The organism is Yinghuangia aomiensis (genome assembly GCF_039542225.1).
GTDB lineage: Bacteria > Actinomycetota > Actinomycetes > Streptomycetales > Streptomycetaceae > Yinghuangia > Yinghuangia aomiensis.
In genome coordinates, this window is sequence record NZ_BAABHS010000003.1 from 346,673 (window position 1) to 373,170 (window position 26,498).

The following is a 26,498-nucleotide window of genomic DNA, read 5'->3' on the forward strand; positions in this document are numbered from 1 at the left end:
GTTGTGGAGGACCAGCCGATGACCGACCCGCGCGACAACGACCGCGGAACCGCCAGCTTCCTCCGCGAAATGGGAGCCCTCAAACGCGGCAAGCGCACCGGGTGGTGGATCGTCGGCGTCAAGGACCCCGAAACCATCGCCGAACACTCCTGGCGCACCGCGGTCATCGGCTCCGTCCTCGCCATGATGGAAGGCGCCGACCCCGGACGCGTCGCGCTGCTGTGTACCTTCCACGACTCCCAGGAGACCCGCGTCGGCGACATCCCCTGGGTGGGACGCCGCTACCTCAAGGCCGCGGACAACCGCGAGGTCACCGCCGACCAACTCGCCGACGCGCATCCTGCGGTCGCGGCCGGCATCGCGGCGGCGGTCGACGAGTACGAGCGGGGCGAAACCCTTGAAGCCCAAGTCGCCCACGACGCCGACCGGCTTGAGTGCATGATCCAGGGACTGGAATACCTCGAGCAGGGCTACGCCAACGCCCAGGAATGGGTCGACAGCACACGGGCCAAGCTCAAGACCGCCTCGGCCGTCGCCCTGGGCGACGCCTCGCAGGGGTTGTCGTCCACCGAGTGGCAGCGGACCTTCCTGCACCCGTGACTGCTGTCGCCAACACCTGGCGGGAGCCGAGCAGTTCAACGATCCTTGCGCCGACGCTCCTCGCCTGCCCACAAGGCGAGCTGGCCTCACATGGCGATGTGAGCGAGCACTCTCCTCCTGTTGACCAACTCCCGTAGCTCAGCGACCTGTTCCGCAGGAAGTTCCAAGCTATGAGGACGATCAGATGACGCACACAGGATCACGAGACACTAGCGGCATGATGAGTGATACACGCGTGGCCCGCGCCCAACGCGTCAGTCCGGGAGCGGGCCACGGCCATTAGTAGTTCTACAGGTGGCAGACGGAGCAGCCAGCCTCGTCGTCGTCGGAGTCGAGCGCGTCGGAGAGAACTTCCAAGAGGGGCCTGTTGGGCTTGATGCGCTTGGCGGCACGCTCCAGAGCTGCCTCGTGCTTAGCCTCGATCTCGTCCCGGCGCTCGATCAGCTCCGGCAGGGATTCGCCTTGCGACCAGGTGTAATTGCGGCCCTTCATAGCAGTGTGCCGGTAGCGGACCTTCTCCTCGTACTCGACAGCGCGGTCGAACAGGTCGGGGTGGCGTTCCTTGAGCCCCACCCATTCGTGCTTACGCTGGAAGAAGCAGAAGTAGCAGCCGGATCGTGTGCGCCACTCGTAGTAGTCGGGCAGGCCGATGCCGGCTTCGTCGAGGATGCGCATGACGCCGTCCTTGTCGATGCCGTCCTCGCGGAAGGGGAAGACGGCCTCGATGTTCGGCTTGGTGCTGACGTAGCCGAGGCGGTTCTCGTCGGCGCGAATCGCTACGTAGGAAATGACACGGTCGTCGCCGACCCAGTCTTCCAGGGGCTTGATCTTGAGGTTCTTGGTGCACCAGCGCATCTGCGGGCTGGGCAGAGTGCCCTGGTAGACCTCCATCCAGTGGTCGAAGTCGCGGTCGGCGTTCAGCCGCACGATGGACTTACCGAGGGCGGCCTCTAGGCGGTTGAGGTATTCGTAGGTTTCGGGAAGTTCGGCGCCCGTGTCGCAGAAGAAGTACTCCATCTCCGGGACTCGGTTGCGCATGTAGACCGCGAGCGCTGAGGAGTCTTTGCCGCCGGAGATCCCGAGCACGTGCCGGACCTTCTGAGTGTCGGCTCCCTCGGTCATCCCAGTGCCTTCCTTTCACTCGCTGCTGTCGCGGCATCGGTCACGCGCTGGGCCAGAGCCGCGAGCAGGATCCTCGCCCCGTCCGGCCCGAGAGCCTTCTCGGCCTGCTTCAGGACGTCAGCGGCGAGGTTGTTGGCCTCGGTGCGGGCCTGTTCCGGCACGTAGATCAGGGTGCGTTGTTCCACGCCGGCGCTGTCAGTCAAGGTCAACAACTGGGCGTTGAGCTTCTCTTCCCGGTCGCCGACCTCGTTCCCAGCGTGATGCAGGTGCCCGACGCGGTCCAGGGCTGCAGCCATCGAGCGGGCCTTTTGGGGGAAAACCTTGAGCTCGTGGTCGTCCCAGTCGCCGAGCGCAGAATTGGTCAGTCGTACGACGATGGGTTCAAGCCAGTCGTCGTCATCCAGGCCGTCGCTGAGCACGAAGTCGACGAAGCCCCGCAGTTCCGGAGCCAGTACCGCATCGGCGAAGCCGCGCAGCCGGGCCGCGAGTTGTGCACGCAGCTCCGGTAGCTCAGCCGGCAGGCGGAACTCCTTGGCGAGAACGCTCACGACCTGGGAGCGCAGTTTGCTGTCGATGGCGACGAGTTCGTCCGCCGCCGAAGTGAGCCGTTCGACGTAGGTGTCCGCTGTTTCAGCGTTAGCGCGGGTGCGAGCCGGGATCTCGGGCAGGCCTAGGGCTTTCGGCAGCGCGTGGAAGATCAGGTCGTCGGGGTCCAGGGCCCGAGCGATCGTGGTCCGCACGGTGCGGGCGTCGCCGGAGATGTTCTTGGTGGTGCGGGCGTACTGGTGCAGATCAGCCACGCGCATAATCAGGGCGCTGGCCACAGCGAGGAGGTCGGGGTTGCGCAGAGCCTTGGAGCGTGGTGCCTCCACACCGAGCGAGACCATGAGCTTTTTGATGACGCTGCCGCGCTGGCCGTCTCCGGCTGGCGCGTACTTCATAGAGAAGCGTGCCGGGCCCTTGACGAGACGCTCAACGACGTCGATGGTCAGCCGAGGCAGGTAGGTGCCTTCCTCGAACAGGGCGACGTCGTGGCGGCGGATGATCAGGGCCGGGATCAGGAAGACCGGGACCACACCAGCCTTGAGCCCATAGGGCGGACTCATCAGGACACGGATGACCTCTTCCATACTGACCCGCTTGCTGGCACCAGTCATTGCGTCGTTGAGCGCGTTCCAGGCGGGCTGAGCGTGCTCGTGGCCCTCGCCGGGTGGGGAGAAGCCGTACGGGAGCAGGCTTTCGTGTTGGCTCTCGGCCTGTGTCTCCCCATTCTCGCGGTGCAGGCCGAGGTAGGCCAGGACACCGTGATAGATGGCTCGTTCAGCCCTGTACCCGGGCAGGCCGAGGTTCTCCTCGCCTGAGGCGGAGAACATGGCCGACAGCAGTATGCCGCGGGCCTGGGCAGCCTGGCTGGTCAGGACGTGGCGACCGAGCATTTCGTTGCGGATGTGCGGGGTATATGGGTACACGGATTCGCAAGCGAGGGAGACCAGGCCGCTCAGACTACGGGCCGTCAGGCCGGAAGCGGCTGGTTCTTCGTTGGGGGCGATCCCGGTGTGCCAGAGGCTCCAGGATGCATCGGAGGACGGCGGGTAGAAGGCGCCCTGCAGCAGCTCCAGCAACTCGGCCTCGGCCTGCACGAGCCGCTCCATGACTTCCCGCCGAGCGACATGGTCGATGTCTTGCTGGACGCTGAGTTCCTTCAGTGCCACGAGGTAGGTGGCCGTGGTCAGCACTACGTCGGGGTCGGGGGTGGTGCCCACGAGTACCGGCAGAGGCGAGTGGACGTTGGGCCGGTCTGCGTCGGTGCCGAAGTGGAAGACGACGAGGCCGTCGGCCGGCTCCCTCAACTCATCCGGGGCGGCGACGGTTTTGGTCTCCGGGCCGCTGACCGCGGTGTAGAACACGCGCATCATGCCAGTCACCTGGCTGTGGCGGCTGGCCACGAATGCCTGCGGGACGAGACCCCCGAGCCGATTGATCACCGCAGCGTCATTCAGGTGGCTGATGATTTCCTTGAGCCGGCCGTCGATGTCGACATCCGTGCCCTGCCAGACGCGGTATTCACCACTGAACTCACGGTGGACTACGAAGCCCCGGCGCACGAGGTCGGCGAGCCGCTCTTCGAGTGCTGTGAACGCGTCGGAGTCGGTAACGTCGGTGGGGTCGTGGAGGGCGAAGTGGATCATTGGGGCGGTGGCGCTGAGGGCCCCGTCGGAGTCGATCAGGTTGAGGACACCGATGGTCTTCAGTACGTCCTGGTCGGCATCGGGAAGGCCGTTGGCGTCCCGGATGCGTGAGTCGACCTCGATCCACCGGCTCGCATTGGCGGAGGCGAGCAGGGTAGTGCGCCCGGAGTTGAGGAAGTAGTCGTACAGCTGCGGCAGCCGCACCGTGCTGGCGTGCTCCGCCCTCTCGTTCCTGTGCTGGGCCAGCGAGTAGCGGACCGTGTTGGGCTCCCCGCTGTTGAGGAAGCCCGAGAGGCTGCGGTCGTGCTGGCCGATCTGGGCGGCCAGGATCGGAGCGGCCAGGGCCGTGATGGGGTGCAGTGGGTAGAGGTCGGCGAAGTGGTCGGGGCCGAGTTCGGCGAGAACGCCGAGACCGTGCTGGGTCCAGATGTCCGCGGATGCCTCGGCGCAGGCGTTGATCAGGGCCTGCCCGGCAGCATTGACGGCCGAGCGGTCGAGGCGGCGGCGCAGCAGGTGCAGCGAGTCGCCGTGGTGGGGGACGAAGGTGATGTCTTCGAAACGCCCCTGGATCTTGGCCCATTCGCGGGTCTTGAGTTCGCTGGACCGCGAAGCGTAGTCCATGAACGACAGGTGCTGGAGGGTCATCAGGTAGACGGGCAGCCCGTTGACACCGGCCGCCTTCTCGGCGAGTTCCTGCAGTAGGAACAGGTCGTGTTGGGCGTCGGCGAACTCGTTGTGTCCGGCGAGGTGTTCGAGGGTCTTCCCGAACTCGTCGATGACGAGGAGCAGGGGCTGTTTCCCTCCCGCTGTCAGAGCGGTGACAGCACCGAGGATGTCCTTGGCGCCGGCCCTGTCCGGCTCTGCGCACCCTTCGAGGGCGGTGGCGATGGCCTTCGGGACGCGCTTGCCCCAGCGGCGCTCTGCCGCCGTGTGCAGGGCGCGGGAGAGGGTAGCGACAACGGACTCGCGGCGTGCGGTGGCCACGCCGCCGAGGAATCCCTCGGGGGCGATGGCGTCGCGGGCTGCGGCAAGGCGTTGGGCGAGGGCGGGGCTGGCCTCGTCGAGGATGCGCTCGGCCTCGCTGCGGCGCTTGGCATCGCCACCCAGCAGTGCGTCGATGATGTTGGAGAGGGTGGATTTGCCGGAGCCGTAGGGGCCGGTGAACGACCAGGCGCGGGTACGGCGTTGGTCAGCCAGGGCGCTCGCGATGCGTTCCAGGACGTCGACGGCTCGGGCCCCGACGTACGGGTCGTGCAGCACGTCCTCGACGTCGCGCTCGAGGTTGGTCGAGCGCATCTGGGAGCCGACGAGTGCGATGCCGGCGGGGAACTGCGGAGCGGAGCTCGACGGGCTGCTCGGTGTCCGCGTAGAGGTTGCGGTGGTCACGCGGTCTCCTTAGCCCAGAGCGTATCGGTGGTGTCATCCGTGTCGGCGGCGTCCGTGGCCTTCGTGGCGAGTTCCTTCTGCTCGGCCGCGGCGAGCTTGGGGAACTTCGCAGCCCACTCTTCGCGGGTGGGGAAGCCGGGACGGCGCGTGACGAAGTCGTACTGCTCGTCCAGCACTTCCCAGGCCAGCTCGAAGGGGTCGGCCGCGAAGGCGAGGCTGCGCTGTCCCACGGCCTCGGTCAGGTCGAGCTGCGGGTGGTCAGCGGCAACCTTCTGCAGTGCCATGACAATCTCGTTCTCCCGGACGCGGAAGGCGCGCCCGGGGGATCCCGGCTCGTTGGCGAGGCGGGCCACTGAGATCGAGTTGGCCTGGCGGGAAAACTTGGCGGCGTAGTCGAGGCAGGCGTAGGCCAAGACCCCGGCGGGCAGCGAGGTGCGGTGCCCGGTGGTGAACTGCCACTCGGCATTTCCGCGCGTGCCGACAAACGTCAGCAGGTCCAGGTCACGGAAGGGGCATGCAAGCAGGTCCTCGTAGCTGCCCGGAGAGCCCGCCTTCTCCGGGGCACTGCGCGCGTACATCTTGGTGAGGCACTCGACGTCCTTGACGATCGAGGCCTCCTCCGGGCTCTTGTCGTAGGAGAAGTTCACATGCCGTGTGACTACCTGCGTCATGTCCGCGACCGTGAACCGAGAGAATGGCGCCAAATGGAAGGCCGCATACCAGGCCGGCACATGGCTCTTGGCCCCGGGACGGGATGACACCAGCCACCAGTGCAGCAGCCACAGGCTGCCGGTCTCCTCCAGATACGGGTCAGCGCCATCCTCATCGAGGAGCCAGCGGGCTTCCCAGGTGGGATAGGAGAACTTGGCCTGTGTGCGCTGCTCGGGCGTGTGCTCGCGGGTCAGCTTGAACGCCCGCGACCAGTAACGCATGGAGTGGACCATGTTCTTGCCAACGCCGAACCGCACCGGAGCGTCAGCCGCGAGGAACGCACCCTGATCGTGTTTGACCTGCATGTACGCCTTGTGCAGCCAGCCGAAGCGGGGCGCGAACGTTTCATGTCGCGCGAAGGCAAAAAGGGCGGCTTCCCCAAGCCGGCTGTCTGACATCCGGGACCTCTCTGTGTCCAATGCAATTGCTCTAACGAGGTTGGTAAACGGGGTAACGGTCAACGGGGAGCGTCGGCTTCGGCCAACACAGCCCGAACCTGCGTCACAGCGCGTTTGACGGCGTGCGCGGCGTGCTCGATCTCGGCATCCGTGGTGGCGTACCCCAGCGAGAAGCGGATCGTGCTGTCGGCGTCCGCCCGGGACAAACCCATCGCCAAGAGCACGTGACTCGGCGTCGGGGCGCCGGACGCGCACGCACTGCCCTCCGACGCGGCGATGTCGGGCATAGCTGCCAGGACCGCGTCCGCGGGTACCCCCGGGAAAGTAACGCTCGCCACACCCGGCAGGCGCTGGTCGCGTCGGCCGTTGACGCGGCAGTCAGGAATGGCGCTGGTCACTAGCTGTTCGAGGCGGTCACGCATGGCCGCGATCCGCTCAGCCTCCTCGCCGAGGCCGCGCGCCGCGGCCTCGGCCGCTGCCCCCATGCCGATGATCCCTGCCACGTTCAGCGTCCCCGCGCGCCAGCCCCGCTCCTGCCCGCCGCCCACGAGGAGAGGTCGGTGCGGCAATGGTGCTCCGCGCCGTACATACAGGGCGCCGATCCCCTGCGGGCCGCCAAACTTATGAGCCGACAGCGACAAGAGGTCGACGTCGAGGTCGGTGACGTCCACGGGAAGGCGGCCGATGATCTGCGTTGCATCCGTGTGGATGAGGGCGCCGGCTTCTCGGGCCGCCTTGACTGCGATGCGGAGGTTGGCAAGGACGCCGGTCTCATTGTTCGCCGCCATCAGGGACACCACACCCCCACGGCGTGCAGCGAAGACTTGATCCAGGGGGTCGAGATCCACCAAGCCGTCGGCCGCGACGGGCAGCAGCACCAGGTCCTTGGGGCTCTCGGCTGTGAGTGTGCGGGCCGTCTCTAGGACAGCCGGGTGTTCAACAGGGCTTGTGACCAGGGGACTTCCGGCGGTGAATGCAGCACGGAGCGCAAGGTTGTTCGCCTCGGTGGCCCCGGACGTGAAGATGATCTCGCCGGGCGAGCAGCCGAGGAGATCGGCTAGCTGCCGACGGGCGGCGTCCACCCGATAAGCCGCCTGCCGTCCCGGTTGGTGCATGCTTGAGGCGTTCCCGACCGCTTGCATGGCCTCGACAACGGCCGCGAGGGCTTCGGGCCGGATCGGAGCGGTGGCGTTGTAGTCGAAATAGGACACCGCTGCCCCATTCGGCTCGTTTGTCATCTGCCGCCTCGCTCGTGTCGCACACCAATGTACTGCTGGTGGAAACTTTCTCCCGCATCCGGGCTTCCGCCAGGAGCCCGCCATGATCCTAGCCGCGAGCCAAGATCCACACTTTGAATCACTCGAACGCGGGGTGTCGCAAGCACCTTTCGAACTAATGTTCTACATCTCGCGTAGCAGCACAAGCGACTCGCGGCAAGATCCTCATCTTGGCCGGGCGCCCGAATGCGGAGCGGTCAAATGCCGCTCTTGGTTGGGCTTTTCGTCTGTTCGCGCCCCTGTTGTCAGTGGCCCCGCATAGGGTGGTTCGCGCGCTGCAGCGTCTCAGCAACAATGCCGTTGGAGCGGTGCTTGGCCTGCTTGAATTGGGGGAATTTCATGACGACGGCCGCTTCGGTCGCGGGCGCGAGTAGGCGGGAGCCTGGCACCCGGATGGTGAGACAGTGACGACCTGGTCACCGGGGATGTCCTTCAAAGAGCTCCTCGCGAACGTGCCGATGGACTACATCCGGGGGCATCTGGGCAAGCAGCTGTGCGCTCTTCTCGATCTAATCGAAGGAGGCACTGCGGGCGACGACCGCCTCCGGGCAGTCGCCCCGATCGCCATCGACGCAGAGCGCCTGGTCGCCGACGCGGCTGAACGTTCCGCCCTGATCGCCCTGGTCCCGGTCCCGAAGCAGGCGGAGTTGGCGCAGCGCCTCGGCTCAGTGGGGGACGAACAGGCGCCCTGGGACTACCTGCATGGTCTGAAGTGGACGGCCGACGAGCGCCGCGAGCTGCTGGAATTCTTCGGGTTCACGATCGACCGCGTGCCGTCCCCACCGCCGGCGTTCAAGCGGGAGACGGCTCCGGAGTACGGCTTGTTTCCGCATCAGCGTCACGCGGCGGCCCGGGTCAAGGAACTCCTGTACGACGGCTCGCGACGGACTGTGCTGCATCTGCCCACGGGGGTGGGCAAGACGCGAACGGGCATGAGCCTGATTTGTGATCATCTGCGGCAGCACGAGCCCACCGTGGTGGTGTGGCTGGCCCACGGGCAGGAGCTGTTGGAGCAGGCTGCCACCGAGTTCGAGCGCGCCTGGACGAAGGCCGGCGACCGCCCATTGCCCGTCCTGCGAGTCTGGGGCAGCGCGCCAGCACAACTGGCGGAGATGACCGATGGGCTGGTCGTGCTCGGCCTGGAGAAGGCCGTCTCGGCGGCCAAGTCGGATCCGCAGTTCCTGACCACCCTCGCGGCACGCAGCACCCTGACGGTCTTCGACGAGGCTCATCAGATCATCGCGCCCACCTTCCAGCGGGTGGTGGATGAACTGACAATCCGTCATGATGCGAGTTTGCTTGGGCTGACCGCTACTCCGGGACGTACGTGGGCCGACATCTCCAAGGACGAGGAGCTCTCCGGCTACTTCTCCCGGCAGAAGGTCATGTTGGAGATCGAGGGCTACACCAACCCGGTCAAAGCCCTGATCGACCAGGGCTACTTGGCCAAGCCGCTGATGCGGACAGTGGCCTCCGAGGCCGGCGTGCATCTGTCCGCGCGGGACCAGCAGCTTCTCGCTCGGTCGTTCGACATTCCGGCAGCCATGCTGGCTGAACTCGCGCGCGACGAGCAGTGGAACCTCAAGATCGTCCAGACGATCACAGAGCTGCTCCAGCAGCATCACCGGCGCATCCTGGTGTTCGCCGCGTCCGTGGGCCACTGCCGACTGATCGCAGCGGTGCTGTCCGCTGCAGGCTTCGATGCCGAGTTCGTGACGGGTGAGTCCTCCCCTCGGCATCGCAACCAGGTCATCTCGCGATTTAAGGGTTCCGGCCGTCGCCCCATGGTGCTGTGCAACTTCGGCGTCCTGACGACAGGCTTCGACGCGCCAGCCGCTAGCGCGGCAGTGATCGCCCGTCCGACCAAGTCCCTAGTGCTGTATAGCCAGATGGTCGGCCGCGTTATCCGCGGCCCGAAGGCCGGCGGCACGGACACCTGCGAAATCGTCACCGTCGTGAACCCGGAGCTTCCTGGGTTCGGCGATGTGGCCGAAGCATTCACCAACTGGGAAGACGTATGGGAGACAGCGTGACCAGCGACGGCATCAACTACCGGATCGTCAGTCCTTCGCTGACCGTCAAGGCCATGCGGGACAGCGGCTACAAGAACACCGCCTATGCCCTCGCCGAACTGATCGATAACAGCATTGATGCCAAGGCTAACCTCGTGGAGGTCTTCGCCTGCGAGAACCCCGTGCAAGTCGGTTCCCGGACCAGCCACCGCGTAGAGACGATCGCTGTCCTCGACAACGGTCACGGTATGGGGCCCCAGCAGCTGCGTCGTGCTCTGAAGTACGGAGACGGGGAAGGCGCCGACCCCAGCCGCATCGGGCGTTTCGGCATGGGCTTGCCCAACTCCAGCATGTCGCAGTGCACGCGGCTCGACGTCTGGTCCTGGACCAACGGCGCCGGCAATGCGATGCACACCTACCTCGACCTTGAAGAGATCGAGCAAGGACTAATCGACGACGTCCCCGAGCCTGACCATTCCCCGCTGCCGGACTATTGGCGAGACCTCAGCGAGGGACTCGGGGACACCGGCACAGTTGTTGTCTGGACCAACCTGGACAAGGTCAACTGGTACGGAGCCGCAGCTACCCTGAAGAACACCGCCGACCTGATCGGACGGGTCTACCGGCACTACCTCGACGAGGGACGCGTCGACATCCGGATGGCACCCGTCCGCGAGGGCAAGGTCGTTGACGGCGAGTACCACGCCGTGCCTAACGATCCGCTCTACCTGATGGGGTCGACCTCCACGCCGGAACCGTTCTCGGACAAGCCGATGTTCATGCCCTTCCCCATGGGGGACGAGTCCGCGCCAGGCGTGATGCACGTGCCCGTGTCCCACGAGGGTAAGTTGCACAACATCACGGTCCGAGCGTCGATCGCCCGCCCGGAAGCCCGCCGTGGCGACGTCGAAGGCCACCCGTGGCCGGATGGCATCAGCCGAACGGCCGACCCTGGCAAGCTGCCGTGGGGCAAGCACGCCCAGCGCAACGTTGGTATCTCGCTCGTGCGCCAGGGGAGGGAACTTGACCTCGACGCCTCGTGGGCCATCGGGTACGACCCGACAGAGCGATGGTGGGGCATAGAGGTGGAGTTCCCGCCGGACCTCGACCCCATCTTCGGCGTGACCAACAACAAACAGAGCGCCACGATCTTCTCCTCCCTGGCCCACTTCGACTGGAAGGTCCACGCCGAGGCCGGCGAGTCCCCCAAAGGTTTCAAGGAGCGTCTGGCCGAACTCGGCGATCCGCGTCTTCCCCTGATCGACCTCGTGCACTACCTGGAAGATAAGCTGCTGCCGGCCATCCGGCGCCAGCTGAAGCAGCAGACGATCGGGACCCGTAAGAGCAAGAAGCGGCATGACGCTGACGTCGACTCCAAGGCCACGGACGCCGTCAAACGCCGCAGTGAGGAGGGCTACACCGGCAAGACCGACGAGCTCGACGAGGGAACGACTCCCGAAGCCAAGCGGCAGGAACAGGTCGAGGTCCTTACCCGGCGGCACCATCTGGACGAGGACATCGCCCGGTCCATGGTTGAGGAGTCCCTGAAAAAGGATCTGCGCGCGCGGTGGATCTCCGACTTCCAGGACACCTCCGCCTTCTTCAGCATCGACCTCATGGCCGGCATGCTGCAGGTGATCTTCAACGAAAAGCACCCGCTGCACTCCCACCTCATGGCTGTCCTCGAAGACGTCCCCGAGGACGCCGACGCCGACGAGCTGCGCGACCGGCTTGACCGCGCGGCGGAGACCTTCAAGCTACTCCTCTTCTCCTGGGCCCGGATGGAAGACGAGACCTACCCCGACCGCGACCGCGAGCGCATCGCCGACGCGCGCCGCGAGTGGGGGCGGTACGCTCGCGACTTCGTAGACGGGAAGGCCGACTGAGCGTGCCCGAACCTGGCCACATCTGGCGGCAGATCGAAGAACTGATCGCGGGCGCCCAAGGGCGGGTAACCCTCGTGGCGCCCTTCATCAAGCGTGAGATTCTTGCGGCCGTGTTGTCCGCCCTCCCCGCCACCGTCGAGGACATCGAGTGCATCACGCGTTGGATCCCCGAAGAGGTGGCGGCCGGGGTATCTGATCCGGAGATCATCGAACTCGCCGAAGAGGACAACAGGCTGCGTATCGCTCTGTGCCCGACCCTGCACGCCAAGCTGTACCTCGCCGGCGAGCGCTGTCTGATTGGGTCCGCAAACCTGACGGGGAAGGCAACCGGCCGCGCCAACAACGCCAACATCGAGATCCTGGTGGAAGCACCCGCCGCTCACCCCGAAATCGTCCGGGTACTCGCAGAGGTCGAGGCCCGGGCGGTCGAGGCGACTCCCCATATGGCTGCATTGGTCAGAAGCCAGGCCGAGTTGCTAAAGGAGCAACGTCCGATCGCCTCTGACCAGCCACGAGAGGAAGCCGAGCAGGGCTGGTATCCCGTCACGCGACGCCCGGACGCCCTCTACCCCTACTACTGCGGGCGAGTCCAGGTCGGGCGCTCCGTCGAGGCAGCCATCGTGCGCGACCTAGCGCTCCTCGGCGTTCCGGCCGGCCTGTCCGAGACGGAGTTCTCGGACTTGATTGAGAACCGACTGCGGGAGATCCCTGCCCTCCAGGCGCTCGTGGCCGGTGACCGCCTGAGCAACGTGGAGTTGCAGCACGCGCTACAGGAACAAACCGGCATGACCGACGAACAGGCACGAAGGGCCACCGAGACCATCGCAGCATGGCTTCGCTACTTCGGTCGCTTCTACACCGACGTCGGAACATGGGAAATACGGCGCGGACAGGAGCTGGCCTAACCACCAGTACCCGCAACCGGCCTCAGCATGGAGGCCAGCCTCGGGGCAGACCGCGCTTCCGGGCGAGCCACCGCCGTCGTTCCGGCCGGGTGCACCGGGCTGCCTGCAGACCCGCCTAGGATCTCTGCAGACAGCCCGGTGAGGAGGGAGTGCCCACGTGGCAGTCACCTGGCAAGAAAGTTCGCGTGGGGAAGGTGCTCATGTCTCAGGCGCGGGTCCCGTACCTGCTCGGGCACGCTGAGATCGCCTCCCTCTTCAGGGTCGAGCGCCAGACGTCACAGAAGTGGCGCACAGAAGGCACTCTCCCGGAGCCCGACCTGCTCGCTTCGGGCAATCCGTACTGGTTGCTGACGACGGTGCTTCAGATCAGCGGCAGCGACCGCCAGGCCGATCAGCAACAACTGGCGGCCTACAGGGCTCGAATCCCCAAGGGCTACGACGTGCAAGACAGGAAGCTTCTGCCTGTCGTCCTCGGCATCCAGGAAGTTGCCCGTGTTCTAGGCGCGGACGCCCGAGCCATCTCTCGGTGGCGTAACCGTCGGCGGATCGCCGAGGCCGACCTGGTCCTCTCCGGTTCCCCGCTATGGCTCTTGGAGACCATCCTGGCCGATGCACGACAACGGGAGCGGGCCGTCGTCACCGCCGAGGTCGCCAGGCTCCGCGCAGGGCAGCGCACCCCCCAGAAACCCCGCGGACGCAGACAGACCCCCCCAACCGCGGCCCCGCCCCAGCAGCCACTGCCTGCCGCCCGGACGTTCTCCGCCACCGATCAAACCGCCGCCGGTGAGTTCCTCGCCTCGATGCTGGCCCAGGGTTACTCCGTCGTCATCCAGCCTCAGCGCTAGAGCGCCGTTCCCGACACGCAAGGCCAACGCCCGCGGACGGCTGGCTCCTGTTCGCCAGCCGTAATGAGATAAACACTTGATTCCACTTACCTGCATCCATATTGTCTCTCACATGTCGATCTTGCAGCAGCCCACCGGAGCCCACCACGCCGATCTCGCCGACTCCATCCCAGGGGCCGCTTCCCGCGAGCCCAACCACCCTCCGATGAAGGTCGTTTCGTACGGAGGCGGTGTCCAGAGCACCGCCCTGCTCGTGTTGGCCGCTCGCGGAGAGATCGACTTCCGCACCTTCCTGTTCGCCAACGTCGGCGACGACAGCGAGCACCCCGCGACCCTCGCGTACGTTCGTGAGATCGCCATCCCGTACGCCACACGTGCAGGATTGGATGTCCACGAGCTCAGACGGCGACGCCGCGACGGGGCCACGGAATCGCTCATGCAGCGGCTGAACCGGCCGGACACCCGGTCGATCCCAATCCCGGTCCGCATGGCCAACGGCGCTCCTGGCCGCCGCAACTGCACCGCTGACTTCAAAATCAAAGTGGTCGGGCGGTGGCTTCGGGAGCACGGTGCCACGGCGGAGGCCCCGGCGACGGTCGGCATTGGCATATCGCTCGACGAAATCCATCGCGCCAACCGCCGGCGGAGGGAAGCTCACGAGGTCATCGAGTACCCACTTCTCGACCTCGGGCTACGCCGGGACGACTGCGAGAGCATCATCACCGAGGCTGGCCTACCAGTACCGCCCAAGAGCTCGTGCTTCTTCTGCCCCTTCCGCACCGTCGACGCCTGGCGCCACCAGCGTCGGCACGAGCCCGAGTTGTTCGCTCAGTCGGTCCGGCTGGAGGACACGATCAACCGTCGGCGGGCCGCACTCGGGCGGGATGCCGTGTATCTCACGAGGTACGGCATCCCGCTTGCTCAGGCCATCCCCGATCAGGGTCCGGGGGTGGGTGGCGACGATGAGGATGAGGGAGCTTGCGACTCCGGCTGGTGTATGACCTGATACCTGCCGAGCAGACTGCGATGGGTGGGGCCCGAAGCCATGGCTTCGGGCCCCACCCATCGTTTGCAACTGTGCCGGTGTGGCCGCCGCAGGGCACTGCAGGTAGCGGAATCAGAGCTCGGGCGGCTCGCCGGGCTGAAGGTGGAGGACGGCGAGGTACTCGCTGTAGGGCATCTCTTCGTCCACCCAGCGGCTGCCGCCCGAGGAGTCGGGAATCCACATGCCGTCGAGAACGTACTTGTCGTCGAAGACGGCGACGCGATTCTCCAGCACCGCCGCCGCCATCAGCAGCTGGATTCCCAGCAGCAGCACCGTGGAGGCTTCCTTTGCCGCGCAGACCTCGGCGTGCCCGGTGGGAAAGACCTTTCCGTCCGCGTCGCTGCCCGGCTCGGGGATAGCGGCACTGCCCCGGACGACCGTCTCGTGCAGGGCAATCGCCTGGGTCACCGCTGCCGCCACCGGCGTGCTAGCGCCCGACACTACGCCCGGGACATGCGTCCGCAGATGGTCGGCGACCGCGCGAGCGTGCACCAGCCATGCACTGCCGTCGTGGTGCAGCCGTTCCGCGGCCTCGACGGCCTGTCCAGGGTCTGTGGAGTCCGGGTGCAACAACCGGGCGTATCCTTCGAGCGCTGCGCGTAGGAAGCCGAGCCGGACCTGGTGCTGCTGCCACTCCTCCATCATTTCAGTCCAGACGGCGTCGAAGTCGATGCCGACGGAACACATTCCGCCGTCGTCGTACGACATGTCAAACGTCACTGTGCGCAGGCCCTGGGCGAGCCGGAGCCACTTGTAGGCCGTGTCCCAGCTGTCCCGCGCCCCGGGGAGGGCAGTGACAGCTGAGGCGTGTTCAACCCAGTCGGTGAGTTCACGGACGTGGTCCTCGGGCTCGCACAGCGCGAGAGTGGACAGCGTGCGGTATGAGGGCAGGCAGGGACCCTCCATCCGGGCAGTGGTCATGGATGGAGCGTGACACATGGCACTGACAAATGGCTCTGGTGTCGAGCGCAGGTGCGACCCTCAGGTGCCGGTTGTGCGGCGTACGAGCCTGTGGCCTCGTAACTCCCGCTCACAGCGAATGAGTTCGCGCTCCCAGCCCTCTTCCATGCCGATCAGGTGGGGACTCTCATAGAGGCCGGCGCGCACCTCGGCCTCCGTGAGCCTCCGGTACTTGGGTGCGGCGGGATCGTCCTCTGCAAGGAACTCGTGCTTACGGTGTAGCAGGGGACGGTTGGTGGAGTCCGCGTACGAGGTGAAGGAGGACTTGAGGGTCCCCAGGTCGACCGCGTACGAGGCCGCGATCCGCGGGTGGGGATCGGTGTCGAACTCGGGGTAGTCGAGCCAGCTGACGCCACGGCCCTGGTGGCGGAGCTTGACAACGGACCACTCGCCAGGGCGGCCAGCAGCGATGCTCGCGCACTGCTCGTACAGGCGTAGCACGGTCGGGATCCGGTGGAGCGCGCGGCGGTGCACGTACAGGGCGGTCGCGGTGAACTTGCCAGCGATCGATCTGTTCATCGCCCGCCGGACGTATGCGTCGTCACGCAGCTTGAAGAGCAGCCGATCCGCGCGACGGCATGCCTCGGTGTACGAAGGGAAGAAGGCGCGGATGTCCAACTGAATCGGCAGGGGCAGACTACTGAACGGGCCTCGGCCGTGAAACAGCTCTAGCGCGAGGAACAGTAGTGTGTCTAGGGCTCCGCGCTCGGCACTTCGTTCGACCTTCATGGGGTCGGCCTCCTGCTCGGCAAGACGCCTGAGTTCAGCTTGGCGCAGGTGACCGAGGAGGCTCATGATGGGCTCCGGCATTTCCTCCAGCTGAGGCAGCCTGCCGCGCTGTTCGAGATGAGCGACAACCGAGGTGATCGCCGAGGCCGTGTCCTCGGACTCCAGCCATCCCCCGTCGGGGGCGACCTGGCGGGCCAGGTAGCTCAAGCGGGCCGCGTCGTCTTTGAAGGCGTAGACGATGCCGGGCGCCGCCGACACGCAACGGACGCCGGTGGTTTCCTCGACGTAGTCGCGCAGCTCGCCGGCGGCGTAGAGGTGCTGGAAGGTGCGGCGCTGCGTAAGGATGCCGTCGCTGTACTCCGTTCCTTTGATCTGGTTACGCTCCCACCTCAACCGCGCGGACACCACGAGCGTCGTCTTGGCGAGGTCCCAGGCTCGCAGGAGCGTCTCGCGGCGTTCGGCGGGATTCTCAATGACGTTCAGGACATAGGTGAGAAGGACCACCTCGGCTGGCTCGCGTCGCCCGTCCGGAAAGTGCACTGGGTCCCACCCCGCGGCATCGAACCCGATGTGCCGCAGTGCCCGTACATCGCCGCCACGCCCGCACCCGTAGTCCAGCACTCCCATGTTGGGTTCCAGTTGGAGGTCGCCGACTGCGCGGCGAGCCGGCAGCGAGAGACCGACGCGGCCAATCGCGGTCTGATGCCTCTGGCTGCTCCACAGCTGCTGTGTCATCGGCGTCCCCTGATTCCACGGACAGGCCAGCAGGCGACAGCCCCGAACCTTAACTGACACCCGATCCAGTGCCCCGGCTTACGAGGAGTCACACGTCCCAACTGACCTCGTGACGCTGCTCTCCGTGACGACTACGGGCGTGGCGGGTCGTCCGGGCCGCCCCTGGGCCGCCCTGGTGTGCCCGTGGTGTGCCCGGACGGGTTGCAACGGGGCAGCACATGCCGTCATGTGCAGGTTGGGAATGCGTTGGGATCTGGACAAAGTAGGACGGTGAAAAACGGCGGCGGACAGGGGCGGAATGATCTTCGTCGACTGAAAATCGGAAGGTCGGCGGTTCGACCCCGCCCCTGGCCACTCAAACGCAAAGCCCCGAAGTCGACCAAGTCGACGACGGGGCTTCTTTGTTGTGCGTGGTGCGCGGGTCGGCGGGACGGGTGTGTCCGAGGCCACAGGGGCGTGCGGGCTCCGCCCCCGGGCGGCGGCGCGGTCCAGGGGGGCAGGCCGACCGCGGGCGAGTGGCGCGCGACACGTTCCCGGGCTGGGGGCGCGGGGCTGCCGGTCAGGGATTTCCGGGTCGTCGCGGACCGCGCCGGGCCGTGAGCGACCCGGTCGGGTGGGATGGCGCACCAGGTGATGTGATCCGCGTCATCGTGAGGGGAAGCGGGCGCGGGGCCGAGCCGGAAGGTGCGGCTGTCCCGCAGCCCTCCGGTGATTCGCGACCCCCGTCCGAGAGGCCCGCAGGCCTCCACCCGCCGCCCTACCCCAACGACTCCGCACAATGCCGACACCGGCGGTCCGCCGTCGTGCCGAGGCGGCCGCCGGTGGCGGTGGCCGGATGGGTGTCGCTGATGCGGGTCCAGAGGCCGGGGGGTGGGTCGGTGATCCAGCCCCAGTGGGAGCCGGGCCTGAGGACGTCGGACTCGGTCATGTGGGTGCAGCCGCCCGGGGTGTGGGCGATGCGGCCGGGGGAGATCAGGATGGCGGTGCCGGGGAGGCGGGTCCACGGGGTCGGTTCGGCGCTCGGGGTGGCGGGGGTCCGGCATGCGCAGCCTTGGCCGATGATCAAGTCACAGTGTTCGCAGTGCTGTTCTTTCATGCTTCGACGGTAGGGCGGTGGCCGCGTTCGGCGGGGTGCCGACGGCCGAGGACGACCCGAAAGTGGAGTGGGCGGGGTGGCTCTGTGCTTCGCTGGGAGCGCGGGATCGCCGGCGGCGGCCCGGGACGGCCTGCGCCCGGGGCGTGCTTCCGTGCGCCCTGTCGTGCGATGTCGGCGGCGCCGGAGGATGGCGTCGCGGCAGGCGGGGATACGGGCGGAACCGGACGTGCGCGACCGGAGGCCCGTGGAACGGAAAGCCACGCGACGGAACCCGCCGACACGCACGACCGCCCCCACCCGACGCCCCGAAGGAGACACGCCCCCATGACGCCGCGCGGTACGCCCGGGTTCGAGTACGCCGGGCGGATCCCGTCCCTGGCCGAGGTGTACTGGGACACCGAATACGCCCAAGGCCGCCTGCTCGACCTGCCACCGGAACCCCTGGTCGAGGACATCCTCTCCGCGGCCCGGCGGTTCGGTCTGACGCACGACGAGGGGCTGTACATCGGGGTCGGGAACGGTCGCAATTACCTCCCGCTGGTGGCCGGCGGCCTCGACCTGGTCGGCCTGGACATCTCCGCCGTCGGCCTCGCCGAGATCCGGAAACGTGCCCCGGAGCGCGCGCACCGGCTGGTGCACGGCGACCTCGGGGCACTGCCCGCGGACGCCCGGTTCGGGGTCGTCGCGGGGATCAACGTGTTCCAGCACGGCACCCGCGAGCAGGCGCACGCCCACGTGCGTGCGGCGCTCGACCGGGTGGCGCCCGGCGGGCTGTTCGCGATCCGGGTGACCGCGATGGGGACCGAGGTGACGCGGCCGTACGAGGTGCTCGGCGAGCACGACGACGGCTCGAGGACGATCCGCTACCTGCCCGAGGACCGCGACGCGCCGGGCATCACCTCGCACTACTTCAGCCGGGCCGGGCTCGCCGAACTGCTCGGCGGCCACGACGAGGTGCTGCCGCTGCGCGACGACCGCACCGACCGGGCCACCGGGAAGCGTGGACGCTGGCGCCGCTGGGAGGCCATCGTGCGGCGCGGCTACGACTTCTGACCGGTAGCGGCGCCGCCGGGCCGGCCGGGAGCCGGATCGGGACCGCCGTCGGCGCCGGGTTCCCCGCCCCGCTCCGCCACCACCGCCGCATACCGGACGGTGAGCCCCGCCATCAACGCTTCCAACCCGGCCTCGAACGCCGACTCGTCGATCTCGCGCTGGGCGTCGGCCAGCAGGTGGGCCCGGTCGAGGTGCGGGTACGTCCCGGCGTACACCGCCGCGTCGTCCGGGAAGCCGCCCGCGAAGGACCCCAGTGCGGAGCCGGTGACGAAGTAGCGCATGAGCACGCCGACCCGGGTGGCCTGCGCGCGCGGCCACCCGGCGTCGACCAGGGCGCCGAACACCGCGTCGGCCATCCGCAGGGCGTGCGGCCGCCGTCCGGGGCCGGTGGCCAGCGCCGGGACGATGTGCGGGTGCCCCGCCAGGACTTCGCGGTACGAGCGCGCCCATTGCCGCAGCGCGTCCTGCCACGGGGTGCCGTCCGCCCCGACGCCGGCGAACCCGGTGATGTCGACTTCGCCGAGCACGGTGTCGACGACCGCGTCGATGATCGCGTCCTTGCCGGCGAAGTGGTTGTAGAGCGCGGGCCCGCTGACCCCGAGTTCGGCGGCGAGGCGGCGGGTGGAGACCGCCTCCAGGCTCTCGGCGTCCACGAGGGCGAGCGCCGTGGCGACGATGCGGTCCCGGCTGAGCAGCGGTCGGCGGGGCCGTCCCACGATGCGCGCCTCCTGAAGGGTTCCCCGGATACGACGTTCGGTGCCCGGATACGGCGGTGCCCGGGCGGTGTCTTCCGCCGGATCGAGCCGCGGGCTATAGTCCCAAATTATCACTGCTAATTAAGGCCGACGAGGAGCAACGGTGGACTTCTCCCTGACCGACGAGCAGAAGGCCATCCGGGACACCGCGCGCGCCTTCCTGGCGAAGGAAGTCATCCCGCTGGAGCAGGAGGTGCTGCGCCGCGAGCGCCGGCACCAGCCCGGCCTGGAGCGCTCGGAGCTTCGCGAACTCCAGCTGAAGGCGAAGGAATTCGGCTTCTGGGGGCTGTCCACACCGGAGGCGTACGGCGGCATGGAGCTGCCCGCGGTCACGCAGTCGCTGGTGTGGACAGAGATGGGGCGCACGTTCGTGCCGTTCCGGTTCGGCGGCGAGGCCGACAACATCCTCTATTTCGCGGACGAGCGGCAGCAGGCCGAGTACCTCCTGCCGACGATCGCCGGGGACCGCATCTCGTGCTTCGCGATCACCGAGCCCGGCGCCGGCTCGGACGCCGCGAACATCAAGATGACCGCGCGCCGGGACGGCGACGACTGGATCCTCAACGGCGAGAAGACGTTCATCACGAACGGCAACGAGGCCGACTTCGCGATCGTCGTCGCGGTCAACGACAAGGAGCTCGGGGTGCGGCGCGGCGGCACCACCGCGTTCCTGGTGGACCGCGAGATGGGCGGGACGTCGGAGTTCATCCAGACGATGGGCGAAGGGGGGCCCGCCGCCCTGGTGTTCGACGACGTGCGGGTGCCGTCGCGGAACGTCCTGGGCGAGGTCGGGCAGGGCTTCGAGCTGGGCATGAAGTGGATCGGCAAGGGCCGCTACACGATTCCCTCGCATGCGCTGGGCATCGCCGAGCGCGTCCTCCAGATGGCCGTCGAACACGCCCGCACCCGCGAGACGTTCGGCAAGCCGATCGGCGAGAACCAGGCCATCCAGTGGATGATCGCCGACTCCGAGGTGGAACTCGAGGCCGCGCGCATGCTGGTGCTGCGCGCCGCATGGGCCATCGACCAGGGCCAGGACCCGCGGCACAGCTCCTCGATGGCGAAGCTCTACGGCGCGGGCATGGTCAACCGGGTCGTGGACCGTGCGCTGCAGATCCACGGTGGCATGGGGTACACCCGCGAACTGCCGCTGGAGCGGTGGTACCGGCAGGTGCGGCTCTACCGGATCTTCGAGGGCACCGACGAGATGCAGCGCCTGATCATCTCCCGCGACCTGCTGCGCGGTTACACGAAGATCGGCGGCGGCTTGGGCTAGGGCCCGGCAGGAGCGTTCAGAACCCGAGCCGGGAGCTGTCCGCCCGGGTCGGCGGCGGTCGTGGCCGGGGCGGGCCGCCGCCGACCCGTCGGGCGGGAACGTGCCGGTCAGCCCTGCGGCTCGATCGCGGCCGGGTCCATCCACATGACCTCCCACAGGTGCCCGTCCGGGTCCTGGAAGGAGCGGCTGTACATCGGGCCCTGCTCCATCGGGGGGTTGGCCTCGGAGCCGCCGTGCGCGAGGGCGAGGTCGGCGATGCGGTCGACGCCCGCACGGTCCTCGGCGCTGAGCGCGATGATCGCCTCGGTGGAGGTCCGCGCGTCGGCGATCTCCTTCTTCGTGAAGTTCTTGAAGAACGGCTCGGTCAGCAGCATGGTGAAGATCGTTTCGCTGATGACCACGCACGCGGCGTTCTCGTCGGTGAACTGCGGGTTGAGCGGGTAGCCGAGTGCCGTGTAGAACGCCTTGCTCGCGTCCAGGTCCTTGACCGGCAGGTTCACGAAGATCATGGTCGCCATCGGGGGCTCCTCTTCCGAGTGTCCGGACGCCCGGGTGCCCAAGGTTCTCCGGGCGCCCCGGATCGTCCGGGTATCCGTGGGTACGTGCGGCTTCCGCCGTCGTTGTCACAGATGTAGACCGGAATCCCGTCCGAGACTCATCGGCGCGCCGAGGATTTCTTCGCGCGTTTGTGCAGCCAGTCGGCGAAGGCGGCCAGCGCCGGTCCCGGATCGCGGCGCCCGACGCCGATCCGGAAGCGGTCCCGCGGGGTGGGGCCCAGTTCGGAGCGGTAGATGTCGGCGGGCAGCAGCAGGACGCCGGCCTCCTCGACCAGGTCCCGGCAGAACGTGCCGACGTCGCCCGGCCCGAGGTAGCGCGGGTACGCGACACAGCCGCCGTCCGGCGCCCGCCACGCGAACAGGTCGGGGAACTCGGCGAAGAACGCCTCGAGCAGCGGCACGTTCTCCGCGACGATCGCCCGGTTGCGCCCCTGGATCGGCCCGCGCGCCTTCACCGCGATGCGCGCCAGGATCTCGCTCGGCGCCGCGTTGCAGATCGACGTGTAGTGCTTGGCCCGCTCCAGCCGGGACAGCAGCGCGCGGTCGCGGCAGGCGATCCAGCCGACGCGCAGCCCCGGCAGCCCGAACGACTTGGACAGGACGTTGAGCGACAGCGCGCGGTCGGACAGGTCCGCGGCCTGCGGCAGCGTTCGTGCGGGGTCGCGTTCCAGCCCGCGGTAGACCTCGTCGCTGAACAGGTGGATGCCGCGGGCGTCGCAGAGTTCGACGAGGCGGCGGAACGTCGTCTTGTCCACGACCTTGCCGGTCGGGTTGTGCGGGAAGTTCACCGACACCACCCGGGTGTGCGGGCGCAGCGCGGCCTTGATCCGGTCGACGTCCAGCGCCCAGTCGTCGTCCGGGTCGAGCGGCACCCCGGTCACCTCGCACAGCGCGAGCGGGACGGTCTCGGCGGACTGGTAGTTCGGTGTGGTGACGACGCAGTGGTCGTCCGGGCCGAGGAGCACCTGCATGGCGAGGTAGATCGCCTCTTCGGCGCCGGCGAAGCACAGCACGTCGTCGGGGGAGACGGTGCCGGAGTCGTACGTGTCCGCGATCGCGGCGCGCAGCCCCGGGTCGCCGCGGGTCTCGGTGTAGCCGAGGGCCAGGTTCTCCCACGCCTCGCGGTCGGCGTCGTCCGCCAGCGCGAGCAGGTCGGCGACCGGCATGGTCTGCGCGTCCGATGCCGCCATGTGGAACCGCGCGGTGAACTCCCAGCGGGAGAAGTACGTTTCCAGGCGGAATTCGGGAAGTTCCGGCACTCGCAGACTCCTTGCTCGGGCCGCGGGCTTCGGGCGGCACGTCGTGACAGGCCGCGGCAGGCGTCAGGCGGCGTTCGGCGGGTTCGCTTTCGCCGCGGCGATGAGGCTGCCGAGCGACGCGCGGGTGTGCTCCATCTCCGCTATGCGTGCTTCGAGTTCGTCCAAGTGGGTCTGCAGGTCGGCACCCGCGCACGGGTGCAGTTCGGTGCCCGCGATGAAGCACGGCATCAGTTCGCGGATCACCGCGGTGGACAGCCCGACCGCGAGCAGCGTCCGCACGCGCTCGACGCCTTCGACCGTCTCCGCGGTGTAGTGCCGGTGGCCGCTCGCCGTGCGCTGCGACGTGATGAGGCCCTGCTCTTCGTAGTAGCGCAGCAGCCGCGGGTTGACGCCCGTGGCGCGGGCCAGGTCGCCGATCTTCATCAGCCCTGTCATGTGACCCCCCTCACATCTGCTTGAACCTCACATGGATGTCAGATCCTAACGTCGTGGGCATGACGAACCTCATCGGAAACACCGCCCGCCGTTCCTTCGACACCACCGCCGACCAGGTCTTTTCGCTCGACGGCGAGCTGCCCGTCCGGCGCATCGGCTTCGGCACGATGCGGCTGACCGACGAACGCCCGGCCGATCCGGCCGCCGCACCCGTATGGCGCGGCCCCGCCGACCGGGACGGTGCGCTCGCCGTGCTGCGTGCCGCGGTCGACCTCGGGGTGGACCTGGTCGACACCGCGGACGCGTACGCCTTGGGCGAGAGCGAGGAGCTGGTCGCCGAGGCGCTGCACCCGTACCGCGAGGGCGTCGTGGTCGCCACCAAGGTCGGCGTCGTCCGCCCGGCGCCCGATGCGTGGGTGCCGCTCGGGCACCCGGCCTACCTGCGCCAGCAGGCCGAACTCGCCCTGCGGCGGCTGCGCGTCGACCGCCTCGACCTGCTGCAACTGCATCGGATCGACCCCGAGTACCCGCTTGCCGACCAGATCGGCGCGCTCGCGCAGCTGCGCGACGAAGGCAAGGTGCGGCACATCGGCCTGTCCGAAGCGACCGTCGGGCAGCTCCGCGAAGCGGACGCGATCACGCCGATCGCGTCCGTGCAGAACATGTACAACCTGGGCTTCCGGCAGCACGAAGCGGTGCTCGACTACGCGACCGAGCGCGGCATCGCGTTCATCCCGTTCTTCCCGGTCGCCATGGGCGCGCACGCCGGACCGGACGGGCCCGTCGCCGAGATCGCCCGCGAACTCGGCGCGACGCCCGCGCAGACCGCGCTCGCGTGGCTGCTGCACCGGTCGCCGGTCGTGCTGCCGATCCCGGGCACGACCTCGGTCTCCCACCTGCGGGAGAACGTCAAGGCACTCGATGTCCGTTTGAACGCCGAGCAGTTCGCGCGGCTGTCGGATCTGGAGGCCGCCCCTGAGGGGGCGTAGGTCAGAGGTCGTAGGCGAAGCAGTCCAGCGGGATCGGCCCGTGGTCGTCGAGGTAGCCCGGGATGCGCCGGTAGCCCAGCCGCTCGTACAGCGCGATGGCCGTGGTCCGCTGCGGCAGCACGTCGAGGACGCAGCGGCGGGCGCCGGCCGCCCGGGCGCGGTCGTGCAGGGCGTCCATCAGGTGCCGGGCGACCCGCGCGCCGCGCGCCTCGGGCGCCACGTACAGGCGCTTGACCTCGACGTCGTCCGCACCGAGGAGGTGGTAGCCGACGCCGCCGGCCGGGACGCCGTCCAGACGTGCCACGAGGTACCCGCCGGGGGCCGCGTAGTAGGCCTCGACGTCGTCGAAGTCGGTGCGGAAGTAGTCGGGCAGGTCGTCGGGGGAGTCCCAGGTGGGGTAGCCCATTTCGGTCGCCGTCGCGTTGTAGTAGGCGAACAGCAGCGGGCGTGCCGCGGCCAGGTCGTCGGCGACGGTCAGCGAAGGCGACGTGGTCATACGGACGACTGTACGGAGGTCTCGTCGGCGCCCGGCCGCGCGGGGTGCGGCACGGTCGCCCCGCCCGCGCCGCCGTCCCCCGCGGCGGCGCGCAGCCGTCCCGGCGCGACGCGTTCCACGGCTTCGGCGAACACCCGCGCGGACGGGGACAGCGCCTGCCACTGCCGGGCCGCCCAGCCGACGGTGAGCGGCGGGAGGTCGGGTATCGGCACGAGCCGCAGCGGCCCGTCGGAGGTACGCGCCAGGTTGGGCAGGTCGGGCACCACCGCGTGCCCGAGGCCGAGTTCGGCCAGCAGCATCGCGGTGTCCCAGTCCGCGACGCCGGTCGTGGACGGCGGCCGGATGGCGTGCGCGGCGAGGTGCGCATCCAGCCGCAGCCGGGAGGTCGACGTCTCGGGCAGCCGGATGTGGTGGATGCCCGCCAGGTCGTCCATGGTCAGCCGCTCCCGTTCGGCGAGCGGGTCGTCGCGGCGCACCGCGAGCATCCACGGGAGCGCGGCGACCGGGCGCTGCTCGATGCCGCGCACCGGCTCGCCGATGGTGACCCACGCGAGGTCGGCGTGGCCCGCGGCGACCGCGGCCAGGCAGGTGCGGCTCGAACTCTCGGTCTGGAACTCCAGGGACGTGTGCGGATTGGTGCGGCGGAACGCCACGATCGCGCCGGTCATGAAGTGCTTGACGGTGGTGGCGCCGGTGGCGACGCGGACTGTGCCGCCGTGCCCGTCCCGCAGGTCGCCCAGCCGCTGGAGCGCGAGGTCGAGTCCGGCGAGGCTGTCGCGCGCGGCGGCGTAGAGGATCCGGCCCGCCTCGGTGGGCGCGACGCCGCGGGGCAGGCGCTCCAGGAGGTCCAGGCCGACCTCGTGTTCGAGGCGCTTGATGTGCTGGCTCACCGCCGACTGCGTGCAGCCCAGGTCGCGGGCGACCGCGGTCAGATTGCCGTGCCGGCACGCGGCGATGAAGGTCCGCAGGTCGTCGAGCGTCATGATCACCAAGCTGAAACTTGGGTCAAGCCCAGGAAATCCTAGGATTGACTTGGGTATTGCGGGGCGCGAGGCTATCGGGTGGGCCCGGGGGCGGCAACCCGTCCGACCCGTCGACAGCACGGCGGGTGCCGACCCCAGCTCGCCCGGCCGTGCCTGCCGGGCGTCGTGCCCGACGTCGCGTTTTCGGCTGTGCCTGCTGTCGCGTTGTTGTCGCGTTGTTGTCTCGTCCGGCTTGCCGGCTGGTGAAGATCGGCGGTGAACCTGTGGTCACGGCGGACGCCGTCTCCCTGCTGCGCACGCTCGGTGCCGAGGATGTCGCGCACCCGGGCGGCAACCTCTTCGACCATCTGGTGCGCGTCCACGACGAGTTGACCGAATGGGGCGCGCCGCGCGAACTGCGGCTGGCCGGCCTGTGCCACGCCCTCTACGGCACCGACGGCTTCCCGGTGGCGCTGTACGGGCTCGACCGCCGCGCCGAGGTGGCCGCGCTGATCGGCGCCGACGCCGAGGCCCTTGTCTACTTCTACGCCAGCTGCGACCGGGGCAGTTCGTACCCGGAGTTCGCGGACGCCGCCGCCGAGTTCACCGACCGCTTCACCGGCGAGCGCCACGTGCCCGACGCCGCCGCTCGCCGTGCCTTCGCGGAGCTGACCGCGGCCAACGAACTCGACGTCGTCCGGGCCCACCCGGAGGCGTCCGGCACGCCCGAGCTGTACGGCCTGCTGAGCGGCTGGCGCGGTCTGCTCAGCGACCGCGCCGCGCACGAGGTCGAACGGGTGCTGAACCCGCACAGCTGACC

At 68.4% G+C, this 26,498-nt stretch carries 23 protein-coding genes and 1 tRNA gene; 11 read left to right on the forward strand and 13 right to left on the reverse strand.

Annotated features, from left to right (window positions below; all coding sequences use genetic code 11):
- Positions 1–18 precede the first annotated feature (18 nt).
- A complete protein-coding gene (locus tag ABEA93_RS06000; RefSeq protein ID WP_345674218.1) occupies positions 19–600 on the forward strand; it encodes an HD domain-containing protein in 582 nt (193 codons plus the stop codon).
- A 288-nt stretch (positions 601–888) separates the two neighbouring features.
- Here ABEA93_RS06000 and ABEA93_RS06005 read toward each other — a convergent pair whose 3' ends face one another.
- The 4 genes from ABEA93_RS06005 to ABEA93_RS06020 are packed head-to-tail and all read right to left on the reverse strand — an operon-like array spanning position 889 to position 7,617.
- On the reverse strand, positions 889–1,722 hold the full coding sequence (locus tag ABEA93_RS06005; RefSeq protein ID WP_345674219.1) for a phosphoadenosine phosphosulfate reductase domain-containing protein: 834 nt from the start codon (positions 1,720–1,722) through the stop codon (positions 889–891).
- Positions 1,719–5,297, reverse strand: a complete 3,579-nt coding sequence (locus ABEA93_RS06010) for an ATP-binding protein (protein ID WP_345674220.1) — start codon at positions 5,295–5,297, stop codon at positions 1,719–1,721. The genes ABEA93_RS06005 and ABEA93_RS06010 overlap by 4 nt, the downstream gene beginning before the upstream one ends.
- The gene (locus tag ABEA93_RS06015) at positions 5,294–6,406 is read right to left on the reverse strand and encodes a DUF4007 family protein (protein WP_345674221.1); all 1,113 of its coding nucleotides are present in this window, start codon (positions 6,404–6,406) and stop codon (positions 5,294–5,296) included. The genes ABEA93_RS06010 and ABEA93_RS06015 overlap by 4 nt, the downstream gene beginning before the upstream one ends.
- Positions 6,407–6,465: 59 nt before the next feature.
- On the reverse strand, positions 6,466–7,617 hold the full coding sequence (locus ABEA93_RS06020) for a cysteine desulfurase family protein (RefSeq protein ID WP_345674222.1): 1,152 nt from the start codon (positions 7,615–7,617) through the stop codon (positions 6,466–6,468).
- A gap of 470 nt (positions 7,618–8,087) precedes the next feature.
- On the opposite strand from ABEA93_RS06020, the gene ABEA93_RS06025 reads away from it, so the two are divergent.
- From ABEA93_RS06025 to ABEA93_RS06045, 5 genes are all read left to right on the forward strand, one after another.
- Entirely contained in the window at positions 8,088–9,716 is a 1,629-nt protein-coding gene (locus ABEA93_RS06025) for a DEAD/DEAH box helicase (protein ID WP_345674223.1), read from the forward strand.
- On the forward strand, positions 9,713–11,581 hold the full coding sequence (locus ABEA93_RS06030; protein WP_345674224.1) for an ATP-binding protein: 1,869 nt from the start codon (positions 9,713–9,715) through the stop codon (positions 11,579–11,581). Before ABEA93_RS06025 ends, ABEA93_RS06030 begins: the two co-directional genes overlap by 4 nt.
- A 2-nt stretch (positions 11,582–11,583) precedes the next feature.
- Positions 11,584–12,486 carry a phospholipase D family protein gene (locus ABEA93_RS06035; RefSeq protein WP_345674225.1) on the forward strand — a complete coding sequence of 301 codons (903 nt, stop codon included), beginning with the start codon at positions 11,584–11,586 and terminating at the stop codon, positions 12,484–12,486.
- Between the two features lie 185 nt (positions 12,487–12,671).
- Complete coding sequence (locus ABEA93_RS06040) at positions 12,672–13,331, forward strand: hypothetical protein (RefSeq protein ID WP_345674226.1); 660 nt, start codon at positions 12,672–12,674, stop codon at positions 13,329–13,331.
- A 205-nt stretch (positions 13,332–13,536) separates the two neighbouring features.
- A complete protein-coding gene (locus ABEA93_RS06045; RefSeq protein WP_345674298.1) occupies positions 13,537–14,337 on the forward strand; it encodes an adenine nucleotide alpha hydrolase family protein in 801 nt (266 codons plus the stop codon).
- Positions 14,338–14,448: 111 nt separating this feature from the next.
- Here the strand turns inward: ABEA93_RS06045 and ABEA93_RS06050 are convergent, their stop codons facing one another.
- Entirely contained in the window at positions 14,449–15,297 is an 849-nt protein-coding gene (locus ABEA93_RS06050) for a hypothetical protein (RefSeq protein WP_345674227.1), read from the reverse strand.
- A gap of 60 nt (positions 15,298–15,357) precedes the next feature.
- The gene (locus ABEA93_RS06055; RefSeq protein WP_345674228.1) at positions 15,358–16,800 is read right to left on the reverse strand and encodes a DNA phosphorothioation-associated putative methyltransferase; all 1,443 of its coding nucleotides are present in this window, start codon (positions 16,798–16,800) and stop codon (positions 15,358–15,360) included.
- A gap of 282 nt (positions 16,801–17,082) precedes the next feature.
- On the opposite strand from ABEA93_RS06055, the gene ABEA93_RS06060 reads away from it, so the two are divergent.
- A tRNA-Phe gene (locus ABEA93_RS06060) sits at positions 17,083–17,154 on the forward strand.
- A 403-nt stretch (positions 17,155–17,557) separates the two neighbouring features.
- Here ABEA93_RS06060 and ABEA93_RS06065 read toward each other — a convergent pair.
- Positions 17,558–17,896, reverse strand: coding sequence for a hypothetical protein (locus tag ABEA93_RS06065; RefSeq protein WP_345674229.1), 339 nt, complete (start codon positions 17,894–17,896; stop codon positions 17,558–17,560).
- A gap of 324 nt (positions 17,897–18,220) precedes the next feature.
- Here ABEA93_RS06065 and ABEA93_RS06070 point away from each other — a divergent pair, with 324 nt between their 5' ends.
- Positions 18,221–18,949 carry a class I SAM-dependent methyltransferase gene (locus ABEA93_RS06070; protein WP_345674230.1) on the forward strand — a complete coding sequence of 243 codons (729 nt, stop codon included), beginning with the start codon at positions 18,221–18,223 and terminating at the stop codon, positions 18,947–18,949.
- Here the strand turns inward: ABEA93_RS06070 and ABEA93_RS06075 are convergent.
- Positions 18,937–19,665: a TetR/AcrR family transcriptional regulator gene (locus ABEA93_RS06075; RefSeq protein ID WP_345674231.1), complete on the reverse strand. Its 729-nt coding sequence runs from the start codon at positions 19,663–19,665 to the stop codon at positions 18,937–18,939. The two genes, ABEA93_RS06070 and ABEA93_RS06075, sit on opposite strands and share 13 nt — an antisense overlap.
- A gap of 142 nt (positions 19,666–19,807) precedes the next feature.
- Between ABEA93_RS06075 and ABEA93_RS06080 the strand changes: the two genes are divergently transcribed.
- Positions 19,808–20,980 (forward strand): acyl-CoA dehydrogenase family protein, encoded by a 1,173-nt coding sequence (locus ABEA93_RS06080; protein ID WP_345674232.1) that lies wholly within the window; start codon positions 19,808–19,810, stop codon positions 20,978–20,980.
- A 107-nt stretch (positions 20,981–21,087) separates the two neighbouring features.
- Here ABEA93_RS06080 and ABEA93_RS06085 read toward each other — a convergent pair whose 3' ends face one another.
- From ABEA93_RS06085 to ABEA93_RS06095, 3 genes are all read right to left on the reverse strand, one after another.
- Positions 21,088–21,498 (reverse strand): VOC family protein, encoded by a 411-nt coding sequence (locus ABEA93_RS06085; protein ID WP_345674233.1) that lies wholly within the window; start codon positions 21,496–21,498, stop codon positions 21,088–21,090.
- A gap of 137 nt (positions 21,499–21,635) precedes the next feature.
- The gene (locus ABEA93_RS06090) at positions 21,636–22,796 is read right to left on the reverse strand and encodes a pyridoxal phosphate-dependent aminotransferase (RefSeq protein WP_345674234.1); all 1,161 of its coding nucleotides are present in this window, start codon (positions 22,794–22,796) and stop codon (positions 21,636–21,638) included.
- A gap of 63 nt (positions 22,797–22,859) precedes the next feature.
- The gene (locus tag ABEA93_RS06095) at positions 22,860–23,231 is read right to left on the reverse strand and encodes a MerR family transcriptional regulator (protein WP_345674235.1); all 372 of its coding nucleotides are present in this window, start codon (positions 23,229–23,231) and stop codon (positions 22,860–22,862) included.
- Between the two features lie 59 nt (positions 23,232–23,290).
- Here ABEA93_RS06095 and ABEA93_RS06100 point away from each other — a divergent pair, with 59 nt between their 5' ends.
- Positions 23,291–24,220, forward strand: a complete 930-nt coding sequence (locus ABEA93_RS06100; RefSeq protein ID WP_345674236.1) for an aldo/keto reductase — start codon at positions 23,291–23,293, stop codon at positions 24,218–24,220.
- Between the two features lies 1 nt (position 24,221).
- Here the strand turns inward: ABEA93_RS06100 and ABEA93_RS06105 are convergent, their stop codons facing one another.
- Together ABEA93_RS06105 and ABEA93_RS06110 are read right to left on the reverse strand one after the other, a co-directional pair.
- The gene (locus ABEA93_RS06105) at positions 24,222–24,716 is read right to left on the reverse strand and encodes a GNAT family N-acetyltransferase (RefSeq protein ID WP_345674237.1); all 495 of its coding nucleotides are present in this window, start codon (positions 24,714–24,716) and stop codon (positions 24,222–24,224) included.
- Complete coding sequence (locus tag ABEA93_RS06110; protein WP_345674238.1) at positions 24,713–25,699, reverse strand: LysR family transcriptional regulator; 987 nt, start codon at positions 25,697–25,699, stop codon at positions 24,713–24,715. The genes ABEA93_RS06105 and ABEA93_RS06110 overlap by 4 nt, the downstream gene beginning before the upstream one ends.
- A gap of 263 nt (positions 25,700–25,962) precedes the next feature.
- On the opposite strand from ABEA93_RS06110, the gene ABEA93_RS06115 reads away from it, so the two are divergent.
- Positions 25,963–26,496: a DUF6817 domain-containing protein gene (locus ABEA93_RS06115; protein WP_345674239.1), complete on the forward strand. Its 534-nt coding sequence runs from the start codon at positions 25,963–25,965 to the stop codon at positions 26,494–26,496.
- Positions 26,497–26,498 lie beyond the last annotated feature (2 nt).

Excerpts from the sequence above, each read along its gene's own strand:
- ABEA93_RS06100 (WP_345674236.1), top strand. The coding sequence starts at position 23,291 with ATGACGAACCTCATCGGAAACACCGCCCGCCGTTCCTTCGACACCACC.
- ABEA93_RS06045 (WP_345674298.1), top strand. The coding sequence starts at position 13,537 with ATGAAGGTCGTTTCGTACGGAGGCGGTGTCCAGAGCACCGCCCTGCTC.
- ABEA93_RS06070 (WP_345674230.1), top strand. The coding sequence starts at position 18,221 with ATGACGCCGCGCGGTACGCCCGGGTTCGAGTACGCCGGGCGGATCCCG.
- ABEA93_RS06085 (WP_345674233.1), bottom strand. The coding sequence starts at position 21,498 with ATGGCGACCATGATCTTCGTGAACCTGCCGGTCAAGGACCTGGACGCG.
- ABEA93_RS06015 (WP_345674221.1), bottom strand. The coding sequence starts at position 6,406 with ATGTCAGACAGCCGGCTTGGGGAAGCCGCCCTTTTTGCCTTCGCGCGA.
- ABEA93_RS06050 (WP_345674227.1), bottom strand. The coding sequence starts at position 15,297 with ATGACCACTGCCCGGATGGAGGGTCCCTGCCTGCCCTCATACCGCACG.
- ABEA93_RS06000 (WP_345674218.1), top strand. The coding sequence starts at position 19 with ATGACCGACCCGCGCGACAACGACCGCGGAACCGCCAGCTTCCTCCGC.
- ABEA93_RS06055 (WP_345674228.1), bottom strand. The coding sequence starts at position 16,800 with ATGACACAGCAGCTGTGGAGCAGCCAGAGGCATCAGACCGCGATTGGC.
- ABEA93_RS06065 (WP_345674229.1), bottom strand. The coding sequence starts at position 17,896 with ATGAAAGAACAGCACTGCGAACACTGTGACTTGATCATCGGCCAAGGC.
- ABEA93_RS06005 (WP_345674219.1), bottom strand. The coding sequence starts at position 1,722 with ATGACCGAGGGAGCCGACACTCAGAAGGTCCGGCACGTGCTCGGGATC.
- ABEA93_RS06105 (WP_345674237.1), bottom strand. The coding sequence starts at position 24,716 with ATGACCACGTCGCCTTCGCTGACCGTCGCCGACGACCTGGCCGCGGCA.
- ABEA93_RS06110 (WP_345674238.1), bottom strand. The coding sequence starts at position 25,699 with ATGACGCTCGACGACCTGCGGACCTTCATCGCCGCGTGCCGGCACGGC.
- ABEA93_RS06095 (WP_345674235.1), bottom strand. The coding sequence starts at position 23,231 with ATGACAGGGCTGATGAAGATCGGCGACCTGGCCCGCGCCACGGGCGTC.